The following is a 21,249-nucleotide window of genomic DNA, read 5'->3' as shown; positions in this document are numbered from 1 at the left end:
GCTGAGGGGGTGGCAGGCGGCGGGCGTCAGAGACTGCGGTAGATGTCCCGCCGGTCGCCCACCTTGACCACGAGGACGACGAGTTCTCCGTCGTCGATCCGGTAGGCGACCCGGTAGCCACCGACCCGGAGCCGGTAGAGGCCCGACGGGCCGGTGAGCTTCTTGACGTCGGCATCCTGGCGGCACGGGTCGTCACCGAGTGCGGTCAGCGCGGTCAGGATGCGCATGGCGTCGGGGCGGCTGATGGCCCGCAGTTGCCGCTGCGCCGCCGCGGTGAACCGGAAGGCGTACTTCACGCCGCCTCGCCGTCCCGCTCGGTGAACAGGTCCGCCAGCAGCTCCGCCATCGTCACGGTGGCCCCGCCCTCGGCCAGGACCGCTTCGGCTTCACGGGCCAGCATCACGTCGGCCGCTTCTTCCAGCGCTTCGAAGTCCGAGATCGGCACCACGGCAGCCACCGGAGCGCCATTGCGCGTGATGACGGTCGGGACGCCTTCCTCGGCCCGGTTGATGTGGTCGGCGAGGTGGGCGCGGGCTTCGCGTACGGTCACGGTGTTCTCGGTCATGACGCCAGTGTACGCATCTGCGTGTACACGAGCCATCCTTCGAGGAGGCGCCTTCGCGCGCGATCCTCGACGGCATCGCCTGGTCCTTGGTGTCCGGTCCGCGCTGACCGGCGGACGCGGAGCCGTCCGCCGGAGACGGCGGCGGGCGGCGGCGGAGTGCTGCGGTCGCGGGTCGCCCGCCCCGGCGGCGAGGGCGGCGGCGTCGATCCGACGGGCGATCCGGTGGCTTTCGGTCCGGAGCCGGTGGAGCCTCGGCGGGCCGCTGGACCTCCCGGCGCCGACGTGCGCGGGAGAGGTGCCGCCGGGCGCGGTCGCCGGCCCGGTCCGTGGCCCGCGAACAGCCCCCGACCGGGGCGGCCGGGACGGCGGACGAGCGGGTCCGACGAGCCGTTCCGGGCAGTTCGGAGGGTGGTTCCGGGCGGTTCGGCGGGGCGCGGCCGGGAAAGTTCGTGAAGTTCTTCACAAGGAATCGCCCCCGGGAGGTCGAAAAACAGGGCCGCATTGACCCTTTCGGGGGCCCAACGCCCCTTTGAACGTGTTCAGAAGGTGTGGTAAGCGCCCTTCCGGGCGTCCGCTCGAAGAGGGCGGAAACCGGCCTCGTGTCCCGCGCGATCGACAAGAGAGCAGCTCGCGCGGCATTGACAACGGATCATGAGGTGATCCAGTTCCCGTTGACCGTCATGGCGTGGATCACAAAAGTGCGGGAGTGTAACACAGGCCCTGCTCAAGCTTGTGAAGGGGCGCACGATCCACCCCCCTGAGACGGGTGGATACTCGATGGCATGAGCACCACGGAGCGTCCCAGGATCCTCGTAGTAGGCGGTGGGTACGTAGGCCTGTACGCAGCTCGGCGCATCCTGAAGAAGATGCGTTACGGAGAGGCGACCGTCACCGTCGTCGACCCCCGGTCGTACATGACCTACCAGCCCTTCCTCCCCGAAGCCGCCGCCGGCAGCATCTCCCCCCGGCACGTCGTCGTCCCGCTGCGGCGCGTGCTCCCCAAGGCGGAGGTCCTCACCGGCCGGGTCACCACCATCGACCAGGACCGCAAGGTCGCCACGATCGCCCCGCTGACCGGCGAGGCGTACGAGCTGCCCTTCGACTACCTGGTGATCGCCATGGGTGCGGTCTCCCGCACCTTCCCGATTCCCGGCCTCGCCGAGCAGGGCATCGGCATGAAGGGCATCGAGGAGGCCATCGGCCTGCGCAACCACGTCCTCGAGCAGCTCGACAAGGCCGACTCCACCACGGACGAGGAGATCCGGCGCAAGGCGCTCACCTTCGTCTTCGTGGGCGGTGGCTTCGCCGGTGCGGAGACCATCGGTGAGGTCGAGGACATGGCCCGGGACGCGGCCAAGTACTACCGGAACGTGTCCCGCGAGGACATGCGCTTCATCCTGGTCGACGCCGCCGACAAGATCCTCCCCGAGGTCGGTCCCAAGCTCGGCCAGTACGGCAAGGAGCACCTCGAGAGCCGCGGCGTCGAGGTCTACCTGTCCACCTCGATGGACTCCTGCGTCGACGGCCACGTGGTGCTGAAGAACGGCCTCGAGGTCGACTCCAACACCATCGTGTGGACCGCGGGCGTCAAGCCGAACCCGGCACTGGCCCGCTTCGGCCTGCCGCTCGGCCCGCGCGGTCACGTCGACACCGAGCCGACGCTCCAGGTCAAGGGCACCGACTACATCTGGTCCGCGGGCGACAACGCCCAGGTCCCGGACCTCGTGGGCCGCAAGGCCGGCAACGAGAACGCCTGGTGCCCGCCGAACGCCCAGCACGCGCTGCGCCAGGCCAAGGTCCTCGGCGACAACGTGATCTCCGGCATGCGGGGCTTCCCGCAGAAGGAGTACAGCCACGCCAACAAGGGCGCGGTGGCGGGCCTCGGCCTGCACAAGGGCGTGGCGATGATCGTCGTCGGCAAGATGAAGATCAAGCTCAAGGGCCGTCTCGCCTGGTACATGCACCGTGGCTACCACGGTATGGCGATGCCGACCTGGAACCGCAAGATCCGCATCTTCGCCGACTGGACCCTCGCCATGTTCCTCAAGCGCGAGGTCGTGTCGCTCGGCGCGATCGAGTCGCCGCGCGAGGAGTTCTACGAGGCCGCGAAGCCGGCGCCGGCGCCCGCGGCGGCCGAGCAGAAGAAGACCGGGGAGAAGGCCAAGGCCTCCTGACCCTCCCGGTCGTCGAACGCCCCGAAGGGGCCGCCCGCCATCCGTGGTGCGGGCGGCCCCTTCGGCGTCGTCCGGCGGGGCCGGGGGCGAAGCGGCCGGGGGCCGTCTGCACGCCGGGTGAGTGAACCCCGGCCCCCCGTGGCGGCGTTTTGCCCGGCCGTGACGCGTGCCGGGTACTGCCAACCGCCCCGGCAGGTGTTTACGTGGTGACGACATTCCGGGATTCCCTTTCCCCGGGCCCTCGACCCCGTTCGAGCCGGGGAGGCTATCGGAGGTGCACACCATGGCAGACGCCGCGCCGCGGCTGAAGGGCCTCGTCGAACAGTTGCTGGGCACGCCCCTCCCGGTGCGCATCCGCGCCTGGGACGGATCGCAGGCCGGTCCGCCGGGCGCACCGACCGTGGTCGTACACAACCGCCGCGCCCTGCGCCACCTGTTGTGGAAGCCGGGCGAGCTCGGCCTCGCCCGTGCCTGGGTGGCCGGCGACCTCGCCGTCGACGGCGACCTGTACACCACCCTCGACCTGCTCTCCGGCCTCATCTGGGAGCGCGGCGACGACGCCCGCACCCTCGCCCAGAGCCTGCGCGACCCCGACTTCCGCTCCGCCGTGCGCGGACTCCTCGTGCTCGCCGGCCCGCCGCTGCCGCCCGCCCCGCCCCGCGAGGAGGCCCGCCGGCCCCGCCGCGGGCTGCACACCAAGCGCAGCGACCGCCGCGCCATCAGCCACCACTACGACGTCGGCAACGACTTCTACGAGCTCGTCCTCGGCCCGTCCATGGTGTACTCCTGCGCCTACTGGCCGGCCCCGCCCCCGCAGGGCACCCTCGAAGGGGCCCAGCACGACAAACTCGAACTGGTCAGCCGCAAACTCGCCCTGAAGCCCGGTCAGCGCCTGCTGGACGTCGGCTGCGGCTGGGGCTCCATGGCCCTGCACGCCGCCCGCGAGCACGGCGCGGACGTCGTCGGCATCACCCTCTCCCAGGAGCAGGCCGCCTACGCCCGCAAGCGCGTCGCCGAGGAAGGCCTGACCGACCGCGTCGAGATCCGCGTACAGGACTACCGGGACGTCACGGACGGGCCGTACGACGCCGTCTCCTCCATCGGCATGGCCGAACACGTCGGGTCCGAGCGCTACCTGGAGTACACCACCGTCCTGCACCGCCTCCTCGAGCCGGGCGGACGGCTGCTGAACCACCAGATCGGCCGGCGCCCGCAGCGGGACGAGTCGACCTACCACCTGGACCCGTTCATCGACGCCTACGTCTTCCCCGACGGCGAACTCGCCCCGCTGGGCACCACGGTGTCCCTGCTGGAGCGCTCCGGGTTCGAGGTGCGCGACGTGGAGTCGCTCCGCGAGCACTACGCGCTCACCCTGCGCCGCTGGGTGGCGAACCTGGAGGCCGACTGGGACCGTGCGGCGCGACTCGCCGGCCCCGGCCGGGCCCGCGTCTGGCTGCTGTACATGGCCGCCTCCGCGCTCGCCTTCGAGCGCAACCGCATCGGCGTCAACCAGGTCCTGGCCGTGAAGACCCCCCGGTCCGGCGCCTGCGGCCTCCCCCTGCGCACCCGCACCTGGAACTGACGGCACGGCGCCGCGGGCCCCCGTCGCACGCCGACGGGGGCCCGTTCCGTCCACCGGAACGGGGCCCGTGCCGTCCCCCGGGCGCCCGCGGGCGACGCCGTGTGCCGTCGCCGCCGCTACTCCGTCTTGATCGCCTGCAGCATGTTCAGCCGTGCCGCCCGCCGGGCCGGCCACAGCGCGGCCAGGACGCCCACCAGCGCGGCCAGCAGCAGGAAGAGCGCCATCCGGCCCCACGGCAGGACCAGTTCGTAGGTCGCCATCCTGGTGCCCAGCAGCTCACCGGCGGCCCAGCCGAAGAACACGCCCAGGCCGATGCCGAGCACCCCGCCGAACAGGGAGATCACCAGGGACTCCAGGCGGACCATCCGCTTGACGCCCCTGCGGTCCAGACCGATCGCGCGCAGCATGCCGATCTCCTGCGAGCGCTCGAACACCGACATGGCCAGGGTGTTGATGACGCCGAGGACCGCCACGATCACCGCCATCGCCAGCAGGCCGTAGACCATGTTCAGGATCAGGGTGAACGTCTGCGCGATCTCGTTGGAGAGGTCCTTCTTGTCCTGGACCTTGATCGCCGGGTTGGTGCCGAGGGCCTTCTCCAGCCGGTCCTTGACCGCGTCGGAGGCGCCGCCGGAGGTCTTCACCATGACCAGCATGTCGGCCGGTTCCGGGTCGTGCGGGGCCAGGGTCGCGGTGTCGATCATGATGCCGCGGATCATCTCGTTGGCCTCGTAGACACCGGCGACCGTCAGCTTCTGCTTCTCGCCGTCCTCGTAGGCGACGGTGAGGTCCGAGCCGGCCTTCCAGCCGTACGACGTCGCGGTGTCCCGGTCCACGACGATCCGGGTGCCGCCGACCTCGAAGGCGCCGTCCTCCACCTCCAGCTCGGTCAGCTCGCCGATCGTGCCGCCGTCGACGCCGGTCAGGAACTCGGTCTTGCCGTCGATGCGGGAGGGCGCGTTGCGCATCGGGCTGCTGGCGGTGACGTCACCGGCCTCCTTCAGCTTCCGCTCGACGTCCGGCGAGAGCTGGTTGCCGTTCGCCATGGAGACCACGTAGTCGGCCTCGATCGCGGCGGCCGCCATCTTGTCGATGGCCTTCTGCAGGCTGCCCGCCATCACCGTCATCCCGGTGATCAGGGTGAGCCCGATCATCAGCGCGGACGCGGTCGCCGCGGTGCGGCGCGGGTTGCGCACCGCGTTCTGCCGGGCCAGCTTGCCGGAGACCCCGAAGACGCGCAGCACCGGGGCCGCCGCCGCGATCAGCGGGCGGGACAGCAGCGGGGTCAGGATGAACACGCCGGTGATCAGCAGCACCGCGCCGATGCCCATGGGCGCCTGGCCGTCGGAGCCGTCCATCGTCGTGGCCGCGAGGACCACCGCGACGCCGGCCGCCGAGAACAGCGCGCCCAGCGTGTTGCGCAGCACCAGCGACTTGGTGGTCGCCTGGGCGTGCACGGAGCTCATCGCCGCCACCGGCGGGATCTTCGCGGCCCGGCGGCCGGGCAGCCACGCGGCGAGCATGGTGACCAGGATGCCGACGGCGAACGCGGTGCCGACGGTGCCGGGCGAGACGACCAGCGGCCCGTCGGGCACGGTCGCCTCCAGCGCCCCCATCAGCGAGCGCAGTCCGGCGCCGATGCCGATGCCGGCGACCAGCCCGGCCACGGCGGCGACCGTGCCGACCACGAACGCCTCGATCAGCACCGACCGCGTCACCTGCCGGCGGGAGGCGCCGACCGCCCGCATCAGCGCCAGTTCCCGGGTGCGCTGGGCGACCAGCATGGTGAAGGTGTTGGCGATGATGAAGGTGCCGACGAACAGCGCGATCCCGGCGAACACCAGCAGGCCCTGCTTCAGACCGCTCATCGAGGAGGCGATCATCTCCGCCTGGTCGTCGGCGAGCTTCTGCCCGGTGGTGGTCTCCACGACGTCGGAGGGCAGCGCCTCCTCCAGCTGCGCCCGCAGGGCGGCCTGGCTGACGCCGTCCTTCGCCTCGACGGCGATCTCGTCGAAGGTGTCCGCCTTGCCGAACAGCTTCTGCGCGGTCGCGGTGTCGAACAGCGTGAGGCTGCCGCCGGCCGCGACATTGCCGTCGTCCGTGGTGAAGACGCCCGTCACGACGGGCTCCAGGACGGGACCGTCGACCGAGAGCCGTACGGTGTCGCCGACCGCGTAGCCGGCGCGCTCCGCGGTCTCGGAGTCGATGAGGATCTCGCCCTCGCCCTTGGGCGCGCGCCCCTCGACCAGCGGGTAGCGGGGGTCCTCGGCGCCCCAGTAGTTGCCGCCCTGCGACTGGAAGCCGCCGCCGACGAGCTTGCCGTCCTTGTCGGCCAGGGCGGTGAAGCCGGTGACCACCCCGATGGCCCGCGCGGCGCCCGGCACCCGGGCGCTGTCGTCGACCAGGGCGGGGGTCAGCGCCCGGTACTCGCCGACCCGGTCGCCCTCGGCGTCCTTCCACTGGGGGGTGACGGCGACGTCGACGTGGTCGAAGCCCTTGGCGGACTGCTTCTGCAGGGCGTCGGAGAGTGTGTTGGTGAAGACCAGGGTCCCCGACACGAAGGCCACGCCGAGCATCACGGCGAGCACGGTCATCAGGAGCCGGGCCTTGTGCGCGAGCACGTTGCGCAAGGCGGTACGGAACATGGGTGTCTTCTCGAGTCCAGACGTAGGAGGGGAAACGGCCGCGGAGGGGGCCGGGGAGGGGTCAGCTGGTGCGGCCCTTGGCGTCGAACTGCTTCATCCGGTCGAGCACCGAGTCGGCCGTCGGCCCGTCCATCTCGTCCACGATGCGGCCGTCCGCCAGGAAGACCACCCGGTCCGCGTAGGCGGCGGCCACCGGGTCGTGGGTCACCATGACCACCGTCTGCCCCAGCTCGCGCACGGAGTTGCGCAGGAAGCCCAGCACCTCGGCGCCGGAGCGCGAGTCGAGGTTCCCGGTGGGCTCGTCGCCGAAGATGATCTCCGGCTTGGAGGCCAGCGCCCGGGCCACGGCGACCCGCTGCTGCTGACCGCCGGACAGCTGCGCGGGCCGGTGGCCCAGCCGCCCCGACAGACCGATCATCCCGATCACGGTGTCCAGCCACTGCGGGTCCGGCTTGCGGCCCGCGATGTCCATCGGAAGGGTGATGTTCTCCAGCGCCGTCAACGTCGGGAGCAGGTTGAACGCCTGGAAGATGAAGCCGATCTTGTCCCGGCGCAGCTTGGTGAGCTGCTTGTCCTTCAGCGCGCCCAGCTCCGTGTCGCCGATGCGCACGGAACCGGAGGAGAAGGTGTCCAGGCCGGCCACGCAGTGCATCAGCGTGGACTTGCCGGAGCCGGAGGGACCCATGATCGCGGTGAACTCGGCCTGCCGGAAGCCGACGGAGACCCGGTCCAGGGCGACCACCTGGGTCTCGCCCTGGCCGTAGATCTTCGACAGGTCCGTGGCGCGCGCGGCCACGGCGGTGGTCCGGTCGGCGGTGGGTGCGGTGGTCACGGGATGGGCACTCCTGTCAGGACGACATGTTCTCGGAGAGGTTCTCGGAGAAGTTCTCGGAGAGGTTCTCGGAGAGGTTCTCGGGGACGTGCACCATCGTTGCGTCCGTTTGCCGCCGTGCAGTCAACCGCTGCTCCGGTTCCGGGGGCGACTTCCGGCGGAGCGCCGGGAGGCCGTGTCATACCTGGGGATGACGGCGGACCCCGAGGGCCGCCGTGACGAGAACGGGTGGAGCGTCCTCGTTCAGACGGTGAAATTCCGTCAATCCGCATGCGCGGCCGACCGTCACGCGCAAGGCTGTCGGTACGTGCTGACGGCGCGTTCCAGGTGCTGATGCTCCCTCAGGCGCCAATAAAATAAGACAAGATCGGCCCATCCCGCCGTCACGCGGCAGAGGGGCCCCGATAGGCTCGGAAGCTCGAAGCGGAGCCCATGGCCTGCCCGGATGGTGGAATGCAGACACGGCGAGCTTAAACCTCGCTGCCCCTGAGAGGGCGTGCCGGTTCAAGTCCGGCTCCGGGCACCACTGCGCCTACGGTGAGGCGCACACCCATCACAGTCGCAACCCTCCTGACGGAGGGCCGACGCCTCTTCGGAGTCCTTCCGCCCCGAGGGCGCCGGACGCCTCGCGGGTCGACCGCCCCGGCTCCGGACGGCCCTCTCCGCGCCCTCTGCGTTTCTCTGCGCCGTCCTCCGTCCCCCTCCGCCGTCCCCCGGGTACGGCGGTTGACACCGGGCGGACGCGGTCGGAGACTCGCCTCCGGCGTCGGGCGGAGGAAACTTCACCCCACGAACCGCCTCCTCGCGCGAAGGGAACGACCGGATGCGCACCACCGTCGGCATCATCGGCGCCGGACCCGCCGGTCTGCTGCTCGCCCGGTTGCTGCACGGTGCCGGTGTCGACTCGGTCGTCCTGGAGGCCCGTGACCGCGCCTACGTCGAGCAGCGGCAGCGGGCCGGGATCCTCGAGCAGGGGACGGCGGACGTGCTGCGCGCGGCCGGGGCCGGGGCGCGGATGGACCGCGAGGGACTGCGGCACGACGGCATCGAGCTGCGCTTCGACCGCCGCCGCCACCGGGTCGACCTCTCCGCCCTCACCGGCGGCCGGTCGGTCATGGTCTACGCGCAGACCGAGGTCTGCAAGGACCTCGTCGCCCTCCGGCTCGCCGACGGCGGGCCGCTGCTCTTCGGGGCCGAGGCGCTGGCCGTCGAGGGCGCCGGCACCGACGCCCCGCGCGTCCGCTTCCGCCACCGGGGCCGCGAGGACGTCCTGGAGTGCGACTACGTGGCCGGCTGCGACGGCTTTCGGGGCGTCTCCCGCAGGGCCGTTCCCGCCGGGGTCTCCCGGGTCTTCGAGCGGACGTACCCCTTCGGCTGGCTCGGCGTCCTCGCCGACGTGCCGCCCTCCCACGACGAGCTGGTCTACGCCCGCCACGACCGCGGCTTCGCCCTGCTGTCCATGCGGTCCCCGTCCGTCTCCCGCCTCTACCTCCAGGTGCCCGGGGGGACGCAGCCGAAGGAGTGGAGCGACGAGGACGTCTGGCGGGAGCTGGAGCGCCGCCTCGAGACCGCCGACGACTGGACGCTGCGCCGCGGCCCCGTCACCCAGAAGTCGGTCACCCCCCTGCGCTCCTACGTCCACGAGCCGATGCGGTACGGCCGCCTCTTCCTCGCCGGGGACGCGGCGCACATCGTGCCGCCCACCGGGGCCAAGGGGCTCAACCTCGCCGTCGGGGACGCGGTGACCCTCGCGCGGGCGCTGGGGCACCGGAAGGAGACGGGCTCGGACGAACTCCTCGACGCCTACTCCGCGACCTGCCTGCGCCGGGTCTGGCAGGCCGAGCGGTTCTCCAACGACCTGACCGCCCTGCTGCACCGCGCCCCGGACGCCACCGCCTTCGAGGACCGCCTGCAACTGGCCCGGCTGGAGCGGATCGCCTCCTCCCGCGCCGCCGGGACCGACCTCGCCGAGGCGTACACCGGCTTCCCCCTGGAGGGGGGCGCGGACGCGGCCGCGGCGGACGGATGATCTCCGGCCGGTTCCGGGCAGGTACCGGGTGGGTCATGGTTCGGTGCCCTCCGGTGAGGGGAATCACGAAGCCGCGTAGCGTGTTGCGCAGCACGACGAGGGAAAGATCCTCCCCAAGCATTAGGGTCATTCCTTTGCCTACCTATTACTCTTGAGCCAAGGCCGCACTGTGCGGCCATGGAGGAGTGAAATGAGGAGCAGAAACCCGGTCTTCTCGCGACGGGGGTTCAGCCGCGACAACGGCTACGCGGGCTTCAACACCGCGCCGCAGGCCGGGGGCCCCGCTGTCGCCACCCAGGGCAACCCGTACGCGCAGCCGACGGGCACCCCCTACGCGCAGAACCCGTACGCGCAGAACCCCTACGCACAGCAGGGTCTGCAGGGCGGCGCGCCGCCGCAGGCCCCGGCCACCACCGGCCGGATGACCATCGACGACGTCATCATGCGCACGGCGAGCACGCTCGGGCTGCTCGTCCTGGCCGCCGCGCTCTCCTGGGCGCTGCTGCCGGTCGACGAGGCCAACATCGGCCGGTCCTACGGCATCGCCATCGGCGCCGCGCTGATCGGCATGGTCCTGGCGCTCGTCCAGTCCTTCAAGAGCAAGGCCTCGCCGGCGCTGATCCTGACGTACGCGGCGTTCGAGGGAGTCTTCCTCGGCGTCGTCTCCAACGTCGTCGACAGCCACATCGCCAACGGCGCGGCCATGCAGGCGGTGCTCGGCACCATGGCGGTCTTCGCCGGTGTGCTGGTGGCGTACAAGGCGGGCTGGATCCGCGTCAACCGCCGCTTCTACGGCTTCGTGATGGCGGCCGCGCTCGGCTTCATCCTGCTGATGGCGGTGAACCTGCTGTTCGCGGTGTTCGGCGGCGGTGACGGCCTCGGCTTCCGCAGCGGCCCGCTCGGCATCATCTTCGGTGTCGTCGGCATCATCCTCGGTGCCTGCTTCCTCGCCCTGGACTTCAAGCAGGTCGAGGACGGCATCACCTACGGTGCCCCGCGCGAGGAGGCCTGGTTCGCGGCCTTCGGCCTGACGCTGACGCTGGTGTGGATCTACCTGGAGTTCCTGAGGCTCATCTCGATCCTCAACAGCAGCGACTAGCCGTCCCCACGGCAGGCGCGGCACACGCGCAAGGGCCCCGGGTTCACCCGGGGCCCTTCGTCGTTCCCGACGGGTGCGGGAAGCGCGCCTAGAGCAGTTTGCGCGCGGCCCTCCTCAGGTCGTACTCGTGGATGATCGCCTTGGCATGGCCGTACGCCAGGTCGTACTCGTGGCGGAGCCAGCTGACCTTCTCCTCGAAGCGGAGAGCCGGGCCTTCCTCGACGGTGCGCAGCCAGTCGGAGATCTCGCGACCGGTGCAGTGCGGGATGCGGGCGAGCAGGTTGCGATGGGTCTCTTCGGAGAAGACTTGGGACATCGGCGCCTCCGGACGCAGGGGATGTAGGCCGGTCCTTCAGCTCACCGTGCCTGAGCGTTCGCGTGTTGGCAACAGTCCCGCCGGTCCGCGTACGCTCGCCGCGTGGTTGATACGACGCCCCTCACCCGTGCCGTGGATCATTTCGCCGACCGCCTGCGGGCCGCGCCGCAGAGCCGGTTGCAACGGGGCGCGGCCGCCGAGGCGCTCGCCCTGGCCAGGGAGCTGGCACGGCGGGCGCAGGACGTCGAGGAGCCGGGCACCGAGCCCCGCGAGATGCCCGACGCCGGGATGTTCGCCTCCGCCGACCAGATCACCGTCGCCGGCCACGACCTGGCCCTCGTACTGACGTCCGAGGAGGAGGTCGAGGAGGCGACGCGGCTGGTGGAGGAGGCGCAGAAACGCGCCGGCGTCTGACGACGTCCGGCGCGTGGGCGGTCCGGCGGCGGCCGGCGGGGCGCCGGCGGGGTCCTAGAGGGACGCGATGACGCGGTCCGCCAGGATGTAGACGTTCTCCTCGCCGCAGGAGAAGGTCAGCGTGTACGCCCCCGAGACACCCGAGCCGCCCAGCAGGAACGGGGTCTCGCCCGCCCGCAGGGCCGCGGCCAGGCGTTCGGCGGTCTCGCGGTGGCCCGGGGTCATGCACAGCGTCGTCCCGTCGGCGAACACGTAGACGTCCAGCGTGCCCAGCGGACCGGGGCGGACGTCGGCCAGTTCCACCCGGGAGGCGGCCAGCTCCTCCAGCGTGACCGCCGTGCGCTCGTGGTCGTCCACGGCCGGCGACGGGTTCGGCACGAAGTCCGGGTGCGAGGGGTGGCGGCGGCGTGCCGCGGCCAGCTCCGGGGAGTCCCCGGGGTGCTCGTCGGGGTCGGCGGCCGGTTCGCCCACCGGCTCCAGGCCCGCGAAGTCGGCCTGGCGGGGCAGGAACAGCTCACTGTCGGCCAGGCCCAGCAGGGAGGAGGGCGCCTCGGACGCCTCCCGGGTCTCCTGGGCGGCCCAGAAGGCCCGCGCCTCGGCGAGCTCCCGCTCCCGCTCCTCGGCGAGCGCCTCCGCCACGGCCGCGCGTATCTCGTCGGTGTCGGCGGCGCGGGCGGAGGGGACGAGTCCGCGCGCCGCGGCCGCGCGGTGCTCGGTCAGCTCGGTGTGCAGGGCCGCGACCTGTCGGCGCAGCACCATGATGCTGCGCAGGACCGCGACGCCCACGGCGCCGGTGGCGGCCGTGGTGATCAGCAGGGCGATCGGCATGGCGCTCACTGACGTACTCCCGGTTCAAAGTCGACCCTCGACTTCCTACATCAGCTTGAAGGGCGGACTAACCATCTGTCAGTGCGTAACGTCACGAAACGGACAGGGGCGTGGTGCCGGATGAGGGAGGGGGACGTCGCTGACCTGCGTGAACCTCCCCGGCGAGGGAGATAGGTCACATCCTGGGGGAGATTGGATCACGGAACGGCCCGGACCCCCGGAACGACCGGGAGCCCGGGCCCACGCCTCACGGGCCGTGCCGTGACGGCTACCGTGCGCCCACGGTGGCTCAGCTCAGGCGCTCGATGACCATCGCCATGCCCTGACCGCCGCCGACGCACATCGTCTCCAGGCCGAACTGCTTGTCGTGGAACTGGAGGGAGTTGATGAGCGTGGCGGTGATGCGGGCGCCGGTCATCCCGAAGGGGTGGCCGACGGCGATGGCGCCGCCGTTGACGTTCAGCTTCTCCAGCGGGATGCCGAGGTCGCGGTAGGAGGGGATCACCTGGGCGGCGAACGCCTCGTTGATCTCGACCAGGTCGATGTCGCCGACGGTCAGGCCGGCGCGGGCCAGGGCCTGCTTGCTCGCCTCGACCGGGCCGAGGCCCATGATCTCGGGGGAGAGGCCCGAGACGCCGGTGGAGACGATCCGGGCGAGCGGGGTGAGGCCGAGCTCGCGGGCCTTGGTGTCGCTCATGATGACGAGCGCGGCGGCGCCGTCGTTGAGCGGGCAGCAGTTGCCGGCGGTGACCAGGCCGTCGGGGCGGAAGACGGGCTTCAGGGCGGCCACGCCCTCCATGGTCACGCCGGGGCGGGGGCCGTCGTCCTTGCTGATCACGGTGCCGTCGGGGAGCGTCACCGGGGTGATCTCGCGCTCCCAGAAGCCGTTCTTGATGGCCTCCTCGGCGAGGTTCTGCGAACGGACGCCGAACTCGTCCATCTCCTGGCGGGTGACGCCCTTGAGGCGGGCCAGGTTCTCGGCGGTCTGGCCCATCGCGATGTACGGGTCGGGCAGCAGGCCGTCCTCGCGCGGGTCGTGCCAGGTGGAGCCCTCCGACCCGGCGACGGCGGCGGTGCGGGCCTCGGCGTCGGCGAACAGCGGGTTGCGGGTGTCCGGGAGGCTGTCGGAGTTGCCCTTGGCGAAGCGGGAGACCGTCTCGACGCCGGCCGAGATGAAGACGTCGCCCTCGCCGGCCTTGATGGCGTGCAGGGCCATGCGGGAGGTCTGCAGCGAGGACGAGCAGTAGCGGGTGATGGTGCAGCCCGGGAGGTGGTCCATGCCCATCTGCACGGCGACGATCCGGCCGAGGTTGTTGCCCTGCTCGCCGCCGGGCAGGCCGCAGCCGAGCATCAGGTCGTCGATGTCCTTCGGGTCCAGCTCGGGGACCTTGGCGAGGGCGGCCTGGATGATCGTGGCGGTCAGGTCGTCGGGGCGCAGGTCCTTCAGGGAGCCCTTGAAGGCGCGGCCGATGGGGGAGCGGGCGGCTGAGACGATCACGGCTTCGGGCATCACGGCTCCTGGGGGAAGGGGCGGCGCACAGCGCCTCGTCGGGAGGGGGTGGTCGGGCGGCGGGAGGGCGCGCCGGGTGGGCGGGCAGGGCTGCTTGGGAAGTTACCCCTACGTATGCACGGGGTCACGGGTCCGCGGGTGTGACATGGACCGCAACTTTCTAAGCGCTTGCTTTTCGCGTGGGGCGGGCCCTCCCGGAGGCACGGCCACCCGTGCCTACGGGGGTCTTCCGCGCCCACGGGGGCCGTCCGCGGGCGCGGGGTCGTCCGCGGGCGCGGCGGCTTCCGCGCTACGAGTGCTGCGTCGAGGGCTCCGGCTCCGCCTCCGGCAGCCTGCGGCGCCGGCGGCGCTTGAGCAGGGCCCACGGGCCGCGCGGACCGGTGGGCGTCGCGGCGGTGACCTCCGTGCCGGCCTCCGACGCGGCCTCGGCCGCCGCCCGCGCCACCGGGAGGAAGCCCTCGCGGCGGGCGGCGTCGGGGCGCTCCTCCTCGGCCGGCCACAGGCCGAGGGCGGCGCAGACGGTCGGCAGCACCGCCATCGCGGCCGTGGCGTACCCCTCCGCGGAGGGGTGGTAGCTGTCCGGGCCGAAGAGCTCGCGCGGGTTGGCGGCGAACTCCGGGCCCAGCAGATCGCCCAGCGACACCGTGCGCCCGCCCTGCTCGACCACGCCGATCGTCTGGGCCGCCGCCAACTGGCGGGAGGCGCGGCGGGCCAGCCAGCGCAGCGGCTGCTGGACGGGCTCGATCGTGCCGAGGTCGGGACAGGTGCCGACGACGACCTCCGCACCGGCGGTGCGCAGCCGGCGTACCGCCGAGGCCAGGTGGCGCACCGAGCGGGTGGGCGGCATGCGGTGGGTGACGTCGTTGGCGCCGACCATGATCACGCAGATGTCGGGCACCCGGGACGGGTCCGCGAGGGCCAGGGTCACCTGGCGGTCCAGGTCGTCGGAGCGCGCACCGGGCGTCGCGACCGTGCTCAGTCCCACGGGGCGTTCCGCGAGCGCGGCGATGCCCGACGCCAGCAGCGCGCCCGGCGTCTGCCCGGCCCGGTGCACGCCCTGGCCCGCGGCCGTGGAGTCGCCCAGCATCGTCAGCCGCAGCGCCGGTTCGCCGGGCACCGTGTGGGCGGCGCCGTACAGGCCGTCCGCGTTCGGTACGTGAGGAGTCGCGCCGTTGCCCACCCGACGCCGCGCCAGCTGGGCCTGGGCGACCAGCAGGCCCACGGTGGCCGCGCCGGCCAGTCCGATGCCCCCGCCGCCGTATGCCGCGCCGGCCGCGATCCGCCGGGCCACCCTCGCCCTCGACATGCTCGTCATGCCTCGCCGCCACCTCCTCGAAGCCGTACACCCAGTGCTTGCCCCGTACGGACCGTGGTCCAATCTCGACGGGGAGTGAACGACCCGGCCGGGGCGGTGCCGGGAGGGCCTAGGCTGGCGTCACCACTACGACCACCTCTTTTGCGGCATCCGGAGACAACGGTGCAATTCCACGACTCGATGATCAGCCTCGTCGGCAACACCCCGCTGGTGCGGCTCAACAACGTGACCAAGGGCATCAGGGCGACTGTCCTGGCCAAGGTCGAGTACTTCAACCCCGGCGGTTCCGTGAAGGACCGCATCGCCCTGCGCATGATCGAGGCGGCGGAGCAGAGCGGCGAGCTGAAGCCGGGCGGCACCATCGTCGAGCCGACCAGCGGCAACACCGGCGTCGGGCTCGCCATCGTGGCCCAGCAGAAGGGCTACAAGTGCATCTTCGTGTGCCCCGACAAGGTCTCCATGGACAAGATCAACGTGCTGCGGGCCTACGGGGCCGAGGTCGTGGTCTGCCCGACCGCCGTGGCGCCCGAGCACCCCGACTCCTACTACAACGTCTCCGACCGGCTGGTCCGTGAGACGCCGGGCGCCTGGAAGCCGGACCAGTACTCCAACCCCCACAACCCCCTCTCCCACTACCACTCCACCGGCCCCGAGCTGTGGGAGCAGACGGAGGGGAGGATCACCCACTTCGTGGCCGGCGTCGGCACCGGCGGCACCATCTCCGGGACCGGGCGTTACCTGAAGGAGGCCAGCGACGGCCGGGTGAAGGTCATCGGCGCCGACCCCGAGGGGTCGGTGTACTCGGGCGGCTCCGGGCGGCCGTACCTGGTGGAGGGCGTCGGCGAGGACTTCTGGCCGACCGCCTACGACCGCACCGTCGCGGACGAGATCGTCGCCGTGTCCGACAAGGACTCCTTCCAGATGACCCGGCGCCTCGCCAAGGAGGAGGGCCTGCTGGTCGGCGGCTCCTGCGGCATGGCGGTCGTGGCGGCGCTGCGGGTGGCGGAGCGGCTCACCGAGGACGACGTGGTCGTGGTGCTGCTGCCGGACAGCGGCCGCGGCTACCTCAGCAAGATCTTCAACGACGAGTGGATGGCCGACTACGGCTTCCTCGACAACGAGGGCCCCAGCGCCCGCGTCGGCGACGTCCTCGAGGACAAGGAGGGCGGCTCCATCCCCTCCCTCGTCCACATGCACCCCGACGAGACGGTCGGCCAGGCCATCGAGGTGCTGCGCGAGTACGGCGTCTCGCAGATGCCGGTCGTCAAGCCCGGCGCCGGCCACCCGGACGTGATGGCCGCCGAGGTCGTCGGCTCGGTGGTGGAGCGCGAGCTGCTGGACGCGCTGTTCAGCAGGAGCGCCTCGCTCGACGACCCGCTGGAGAAGCACATGTCCGCGCCGCTGCCGCAGGTCGGCTCCGGCGAGCCCGTGGCCGACCTGATGGCCGTCCTGGGCGAGGCGGACGCGGCGATCGTCCTCGTCGAGGGCAAGCCGACCGGTGTGGTCAGCCGCCAGGACCTGCTGTCCTTCCTCGCCAAGGGCGGCAAGTGACCGCCGCCTCGCACGCGACCGCGGCGGGGCCACGGGGGACCACGGGCCTCCGGCCGTGAACGCGGGATGGCCGGAGCGTCCATGAGCCCCGTGGAGCTCACGGAGGCGGGCTTCGCGGAGGCGGACTCGACGGAGACGGACTTCTCGGAGACGGATTCGACGAAGACGTACTCGGCGGAGACGTACTCGACGGAGGCGGACTTCGCGGAAGCGGTACGAGCGTGTCACGTCCGCGCAGCACTCGCTTAACACGCGTCCGGCACATTGGTGGACGTCGGCAGGACGGTGGGGCACCTCCCAGGTGTTCGGCACCGGGGGAGGGCTCCCTCCCCGCTCCGGCCGGCGACCCAGCGGCGTCAAGGACCTCCGGAGCGGCTCCCGGACCTCCATGGACGCCCCGGACGCGCAGCCCGGCCCGGCCGGCCCGCGTCCCCCGCGGGGACCGCCGTCGTCCCGCCCCCCGGTGACGGGGGTGCGGCGGTCCCCGCGCACGCTTCTTCCGGTCAGTCGTCCCAGCCGCCGTCCCGCCCGGGCCCGCGGCGGCCGAACAGGCCCGGGTGGGTGCGGGCGGCCTGGACGACGTTGATGCCGACGATGCCCGCCCAGACGACCAGCAGACCGGGCAGTTTGGCCACGCCCCCGCCGATCGCGGACAGCGGCACCGCGAGGACCAGCGAGACGATCCCGAAGCCGAAGCGCTCGCCCCAGGTGTCCGTGGCCTTCGGCGTCCGTGCGTTCCGGGCCACCGTCATCTGCTGCTCGGCGAGCTGCCGGCGGACCAGGCGCTCCACCGAGCCGTCGATGCGCTGGTCGACCTTCTCCAGGAACGAGTCGACCAGCGCGGACTCGTACTCCTCGCCCAGCTCCCTGCGGGCCTGCAGGGTGGCGTCGAGTTCCTTCTTCAGGTCGGTGCCCCGCGCGTCCATTCCGCTCATGCGGTCCACGGTAGGCAGGCGGGGCGCCCACGGCACTGGGGTTAGCCCCCCTCTCGTTCCTCGGGTTCGCCGGGGCCCGGGCCCGCCGTCCCGCCCGCCCGCCCGGTCCCGCGGGTCCGCCGTGACCGGGCGAGGTCGTGCGCGTCCGCGTCCGCCTGTATAACGGCATGCAGGAACGACGACGGGTGAATAGACCGAGGGGGAGTCACGTCATGGGCGTCAGCGACAGCCCTGCGGCGCGCCTGCAGGCGCTCTTCGAGGGGCACCGGCTGACGCCGACCCAGCGGCGCATCGCGCACAGCATGGTGCGGCGGGCCGCCGACGTGCCGTTCCTGTCCAGCGTGGAGCTGGCCGAGCTGGCCGGGGTCAGCCAGCCCTCGGTGACCCGGTTCGCCGTCGCCCTCGGCTTCGACGGCTACCCCGCCCTGCGCCGGCACCTGCGCGAGGTCGTGCCCCCCGGGCCGGCCGCGGAGACCGGTGCGTACAACGCCTACCAGCAGGCCGTCGAGGCCGAGATCGAGAACCTGCGGCACCTTGCCCAGGAGCTGGCCGACCCCGAGCCCGTGCGACGGGCGGGAGCGGTCCTCGCGGACAGCCGCCCGCTCCCCGTGCTCGGGCTGCGGGCGGCGGCGGCCCAGGCGCACGGCTTCGCCTATTTCGCCGCCAAGGTCCATCCCGACGTGCGGCTGCTCAACGAGGGCGGCACGATGCTCCACGACCGCGTCGACGTCGCCGTCCGCGCGGGGGCGAGCGCCCTGCTGTGCTTCGCGCTGCCCCGGCACCCCCGCGAGGTCGTCGACGCCCTCACCCACGCCAAGGAGAGCGGGCTGACCGTCGTCACCGTCGCCGACTCCGCGTTCGCGCCGGTCGCCAAGGTGTCCGACCTGCTGCTGCCCGCCGCCGTCGGTACCGGGCTCGCCTTCGACACGGCGTGCGCGCCGATGCTGCTGGGGCGGGTGCTGCTGGAGGCGATGTGCGACGGCCTGCCCGAGGCCCAGGCGCGGCTGGAGGAGTTCGACGCGAAGGCGGCGGCGCGCGGGCTGTTCGTGGAGTGACGCGGCGGCGCGGCCGGGCGGCGCGGGCGCGCCGTGCCGCCCGCGCTTTCTCAGACTCGTCTCACCTTGCGTCACTACCGTGTGTCCCCGAGGTGCTTCGTCCGGGCGGCGGGCCTTGCTCGGACGCTTCACGGGCGACATGAGACGGGAGGCTGGACGTGACACGCGGAGGACAGGGGCTGGCTCGGGTGGCCGTCGTCGTACGGGCCGGGGCCGCGCCGCTGTGGTGGCTGGGAGTGTGCGCGGCGGGCATCGGGCTGCTGGTGCCCGGGCTGACCGGACGCCGGATCGGCGTCCTGGCCGGGGCCGCGCTGTTCCTCGCGGCGGCGGCCGTCGTCGCCTGCGGGCGGCGGGGCCGGTACCGCGACCTGGCCCGCGCGGCGGTCCGGGCGGGACGGCACGACGTGCTCCAGGACCGCGCCGTGACCCTGCGCGCCTGGCGGCGCGGGCACCGCTGGTGGCTGCTGCTCGCCTTCCTCGCCGCTCTGGGCAGCGCGTTCGCGGCACCGGCCGCCGCCGGTCTGCTGCTCGCCGGGTGCGGTGCCGGCCTGTGGCTGAAGGCCGCCTGGATCGGCCGTCTGGAGCAGGCCGACCAGGCGCTGCTGTGGGTGCGGGTCGACTGGCTGGGCGGGGGCGCGGGCCGTCCGGCCGGCAAGACGGTCAAGGCCTACCGCACCACCGGCATCGCGGCGGGCGACGCGGCCCCGGGCGGCGCGCGGCGCCGGGCCCCGGCCCTGGTCTGAAGGGCCCCGGGGCCGGCTTCCCGCGCTCCGGGTTCGCGCTCCGGTCCGTGATCCGGTTCGCGCTCCGGACCGCGTTCCGGGAGCGGGCGCCGGTGGGGTGCGCACCCCGCCGGCGCCCGCTCCCGGGCCTTCGGACCGCGGGTCCTCGGCGGCCCCTCAGGGGCTCTTTGTCCCTGAAGGGCTCCTCAGCAGGGTCAGGAGGGGAACCCCGACGTCAGCGCGTCGGGGTGCTCGCCGCCCGACTCGGCCACGATCTCCTCGACCGTCTGGGCGCGGCGGACGACCGCGAAGGAGACCCCGCCCGCCCCGTCCGGGACGAAGCCGTACACGCCCGGCCGGGGGAGCGAGTTGTACGCGTAGTGGTGGGCGAAGTAGTACGCGCCCGTGTCCAGCACCGCCGCGTGGTCCCCCTGCTCCAGCAGCGGCAGGGACTGGCCCCGGGCGAGCAGGTCGCCCGCGAAGCAGGCCGGTCCCGCCACGTCCTGCACGACCGCCGGCCCCTCCTTCGGGCGCCCCTTGGCGTCGTAGGCGGCGACCCGCAGCGGCCACGCCCCCGGCGCGTACACCGTCCGCGTCGCCACCTGCACGCCCGCGTGCGTCACCGCGACCGGACGCCCGCCGGCGCTCTTGGCGTACTCCACGCGCGCGACCATCGTGCCGTGCTTGGCCAGCAACGACCGGCCGAACTCGGTGACCAGTCCGTACCGCCCGTCGAACAGCCCCGGCACCTCCTCGCTCAGCAGCCGCGCGTACTGCGTGTACGTCGGGTCGGTCGTGTCGGAGGCGAAGTTGACCGGCAGCCCGCCGCCGATGTCGACGGTGTCGATCTGCTGCCGTCCGGCACGCCGGTTGACCTCCTCCGCCAGCGCGTACGCCTCGGCCACTCCGCGCGCCATCAGGGACAGCGCGATGCCCTGGGAGCCGGTGTGCGTGTGCAGCCGGGTCAGCCACGGCCGGTCCAGGTACGCCCGCACGACCCACTCCCGGGCTCCCTCGTCGCGCAGCGCCACCCCGAACTTGGAGGTCGCCGTGGCCGTGGACAGCGCTTCGATGGAACCGCTGCCGATCTGCGGGTTCACCCGGATGCCGAGGGGGGAGCGGGTGTCGGTCGACTGCATCAGGGCGTCGAGGCGCGCCAGCTCCTGGGGGTTGTCCGCGTTGACGGCGATGCCCAGCGCCAGCGCCTGACGGAGCTCGTCCGGCGTCTTGGCGGGCGAGTCGAGGACCGTCCGCTCCGGCTCCACGCCCGCCGCCCGCGCCAGCGCCAGCTCGCCCGGGCTCGCCACCTCCGCGCCGATGCCCTCCTCGCGCAGCAGCCGCAACACCGCCACCAGCGGGGACGCCTTCACGGCGAAGGCGTGCAGCACGGGCGTGCCGGGCGGCGTCACCGCTTCGAACGCCGCCCGCAGCTCGGCCGCCGACTCGCGTATGCCGGCGACGTCGAGCAGGGCCACCAGAGCGATGTCGGGGCCGAGCAGCCCCTGCTCCACGGCGGCCCGCACCGCCTTGTCCCGCCGCGTCGCGAGCTCCGCGCCCCGCGGGTCCCCCTCGCCGGCCAGGCCGTCGTCGTGCACCACCGTGCCCCCAGTTCCGTCGGTGTTCTCCGTGTCAGAGATGTTCGAGGTGTTCGAGCCCATGCGTCCAGCCAAGCATCCG

At 72.6% G+C, this 21,249-nt stretch carries 18 protein-coding genes, 1 tRNA gene and 1 pseudogene; 9 read left to right on the top strand and 11 right to left on the bottom strand.

Going from position 1 to position 21,249, the window contains the following annotated elements; translation table 11 throughout:
- Positions 1 to 26: 26 nt before the first annotated feature.
- Both CP969_RS16600 and CP969_RS16595 read right to left on the bottom strand, forming a co-directional pair.
- On the bottom strand, positions 27 to 296 hold the full coding sequence (locus CP969_RS16600; protein WP_004987120.1) for a type II toxin-antitoxin system RelE family toxin: 270 nt from the start codon (positions 294 to 296) through the stop codon (positions 27 to 29).
- Positions 293 to 565, bottom strand: coding sequence for a type II toxin-antitoxin system Phd/YefM family antitoxin (locus CP969_RS16595; RefSeq protein WP_016825933.1), 273 nt, complete (start codon positions 563 to 565; stop codon positions 293 to 295). Before CP969_RS16595 ends, CP969_RS16600 begins: the two co-directional genes overlap by 4 nt.
- 782 nt (positions 566 to 1,347) lie before the next feature.
- Between CP969_RS16595 and CP969_RS16590 the strand changes: the two genes are divergently transcribed.
- Positions 1,348 to 2,739, top strand: coding sequence for an NAD(P)/FAD-dependent oxidoreductase (locus CP969_RS16590; protein ID WP_050793793.1), 1,392 nt, complete (start codon positions 1,348 to 1,350; stop codon positions 2,737 to 2,739).
- A gap of 283 nt (positions 2,740 to 3,022) precedes the next feature.
- Complete coding sequence (locus tag CP969_RS16585) at positions 3,023 to 4,321, top strand: SAM-dependent methyltransferase (RefSeq protein WP_039831613.1); 1,299 nt, start codon at positions 3,023 to 3,025, stop codon at positions 4,319 to 4,321.
- A gap of 116 nt (positions 4,322 to 4,437) precedes the next feature.
- On the opposite strand, the gene CP969_RS16580 is transcribed toward CP969_RS16585, so the two are convergent.
- Both CP969_RS16580 and CP969_RS16575 read right to left on the bottom strand, forming a co-directional pair.
- Positions 4,438 to 6,966 carry an ABC transporter permease gene (locus CP969_RS16580; protein ID WP_016825935.1) on the bottom strand — a complete coding sequence of 843 codons (2,529 nt, stop codon included), beginning with the start codon at positions 6,964 to 6,966 and terminating at the stop codon, positions 4,438 to 4,440.
- A gap of 61 nt (positions 6,967 to 7,027) precedes the next feature.
- Positions 7,028 to 7,798 (bottom strand): ABC transporter ATP-binding protein, encoded by a 771-nt coding sequence (locus CP969_RS16575; protein WP_004987131.1) that lies wholly within the window; start codon positions 7,796 to 7,798, stop codon positions 7,028 to 7,030.
- Between the two features lie 439 nt (positions 7,799 to 8,237).
- On the opposite strand from CP969_RS16575, the gene CP969_RS16565 reads away from it, so the two are divergent.
- From CP969_RS16565 to CP969_RS16555, 3 genes are all read left to right on the top strand, one after another.
- Positions 8,238 to 8,324, top strand: a tRNA-Leu gene (locus CP969_RS16565).
- Between the two features lie 297 nt (positions 8,325 to 8,621).
- Positions 8,622 to 9,827: a 4-hydroxybenzoate 3-monooxygenase gene (locus CP969_RS16560; protein ID WP_004987133.1), complete on the top strand. Its 1,206-nt coding sequence runs from the start codon at positions 8,622 to 8,624 to the stop codon at positions 9,825 to 9,827.
- Between the two features lie 190 nt (positions 9,828 to 10,017).
- Positions 10,018 to 10,926: a Bax inhibitor-1/YccA family protein gene (locus tag CP969_RS16555; protein ID WP_016825936.1), complete on the top strand. Its 909-nt coding sequence runs from the start codon at positions 10,018 to 10,020 to the stop codon at positions 10,924 to 10,926.
- An 88-nt stretch (positions 10,927 to 11,014) separates the two neighbouring features.
- On the opposite strand, the gene CP969_RS16550 is transcribed toward CP969_RS16555, so the two are convergent.
- A complete protein-coding gene (locus CP969_RS16550; RefSeq protein ID WP_004987136.1) occupies positions 11,015 to 11,242 on the bottom strand; it encodes a DUF4287 domain-containing protein in 228 nt (75 codons plus the stop codon).
- Between the two features lie 102 nt (positions 11,243 to 11,344).
- Here CP969_RS16550 and CP969_RS16545 point away from each other — a divergent pair, with 102 nt between their 5' ends.
- Complete coding sequence (locus CP969_RS16545; RefSeq protein WP_004987138.1) at positions 11,345 to 11,656, top strand: hypothetical protein; 312 nt, start codon at positions 11,345 to 11,347, stop codon at positions 11,654 to 11,656.
- A 54-nt stretch (positions 11,657 to 11,710) separates the two neighbouring features.
- On the opposite strand, the gene CP969_RS16540 is transcribed toward CP969_RS16545, so the two are convergent.
- The 3 genes from CP969_RS16540 to CP969_RS16530 form a co-directional block, all read right to left on the bottom strand.
- On the bottom strand, positions 11,711 to 12,493 hold the full coding sequence (locus CP969_RS16540) for a hypothetical protein (RefSeq protein ID WP_004987141.1): 783 nt from the start codon (positions 12,491 to 12,493) through the stop codon (positions 11,711 to 11,713).
- A gap of 280 nt (positions 12,494 to 12,773) precedes the next feature.
- Positions 12,774 to 13,994 carry an acetyl-CoA C-acetyltransferase gene (locus tag CP969_RS16535; RefSeq protein ID WP_004987149.1) on the bottom strand — a complete coding sequence of 407 codons (1,221 nt, stop codon included), beginning with the start codon at positions 13,992 to 13,994 and terminating at the stop codon, positions 12,774 to 12,776.
- A 289-nt stretch (positions 13,995 to 14,283) separates the two neighbouring features.
- Positions 14,284 to 15,309, bottom strand: coding sequence for an SGNH/GDSL hydrolase family protein (locus CP969_RS16530; RefSeq protein ID WP_004987150.1), 1,026 nt, complete (start codon positions 15,307 to 15,309; stop codon positions 14,284 to 14,286).
- 162 nt (positions 15,310 to 15,471) lie between these two features.
- On the opposite strand from CP969_RS16530, the gene CP969_RS16525 reads away from it, so the two are divergent.
- Entirely contained in the window at positions 15,472 to 16,860 is a 1,389-nt protein-coding gene (locus CP969_RS16525) for a cystathionine beta-synthase (RefSeq protein WP_004987152.1), read from the top strand.
- A 150-nt stretch (positions 16,861 to 17,010) separates the two neighbouring features.
- Here CP969_RS16525 and CP969_RS34620 read toward each other — a convergent pair.
- Together CP969_RS34620 and CP969_RS16515 are read right to left on the bottom strand one after the other, a co-directional pair.
- Positions 17,011 to 17,250: pseudogene (locus tag CP969_RS34620) on the bottom strand (hypothetical protein); the annotation flags it as partial.
- Between the two features lie 113 nt (positions 17,251 to 17,363).
- Positions 17,364 to 17,786, bottom strand: a complete 423-nt coding sequence (locus tag CP969_RS16515; protein WP_016825940.1) for a hypothetical protein — start codon at positions 17,784 to 17,786, stop codon at positions 17,364 to 17,366.
- A 221-nt stretch (positions 17,787 to 18,007) separates the two neighbouring features.
- On the opposite strand from CP969_RS16515, the gene CP969_RS16510 reads away from it, so the two are divergent.
- Both CP969_RS16510 and CP969_RS16505 read left to right on the top strand, forming a co-directional pair.
- Complete coding sequence (locus CP969_RS16510) at positions 18,008 to 18,850, top strand: MurR/RpiR family transcriptional regulator (protein WP_016825941.1); 843 nt, start codon at positions 18,008 to 18,010, stop codon at positions 18,848 to 18,850.
- Positions 18,851 to 19,008: 158 nt separating this feature from the next.
- Positions 19,009 to 19,593, top strand: coding sequence for a hypothetical protein (locus CP969_RS16505; protein WP_026085123.1), 585 nt, complete (start codon positions 19,009 to 19,011; stop codon positions 19,591 to 19,593).
- A 194-nt stretch (positions 19,594 to 19,787) separates the two neighbouring features.
- On the opposite strand, the gene CP969_RS16500 is transcribed toward CP969_RS16505, so the two are convergent.
- Complete coding sequence (locus CP969_RS16500; protein ID WP_016825943.1) at positions 19,788 to 21,230, bottom strand: type III PLP-dependent enzyme domain-containing protein; 1,443 nt, start codon at positions 21,228 to 21,230, stop codon at positions 19,788 to 19,790.
- Positions 21,231 to 21,249: the final 19 nt, after the last annotated feature.

The sequence above is a fragment of the Streptomyces viridosporus T7A genome, assembly GCF_008704515.1.
GTDB classification, from domain to species: Bacteria; Actinomycetota; Actinomycetes; order Streptomycetales; family Streptomycetaceae; genus Streptomyces; species Streptomyces viridosporus.
This window is presented reverse-complemented; position numbering and strand designations above follow the sequence as displayed.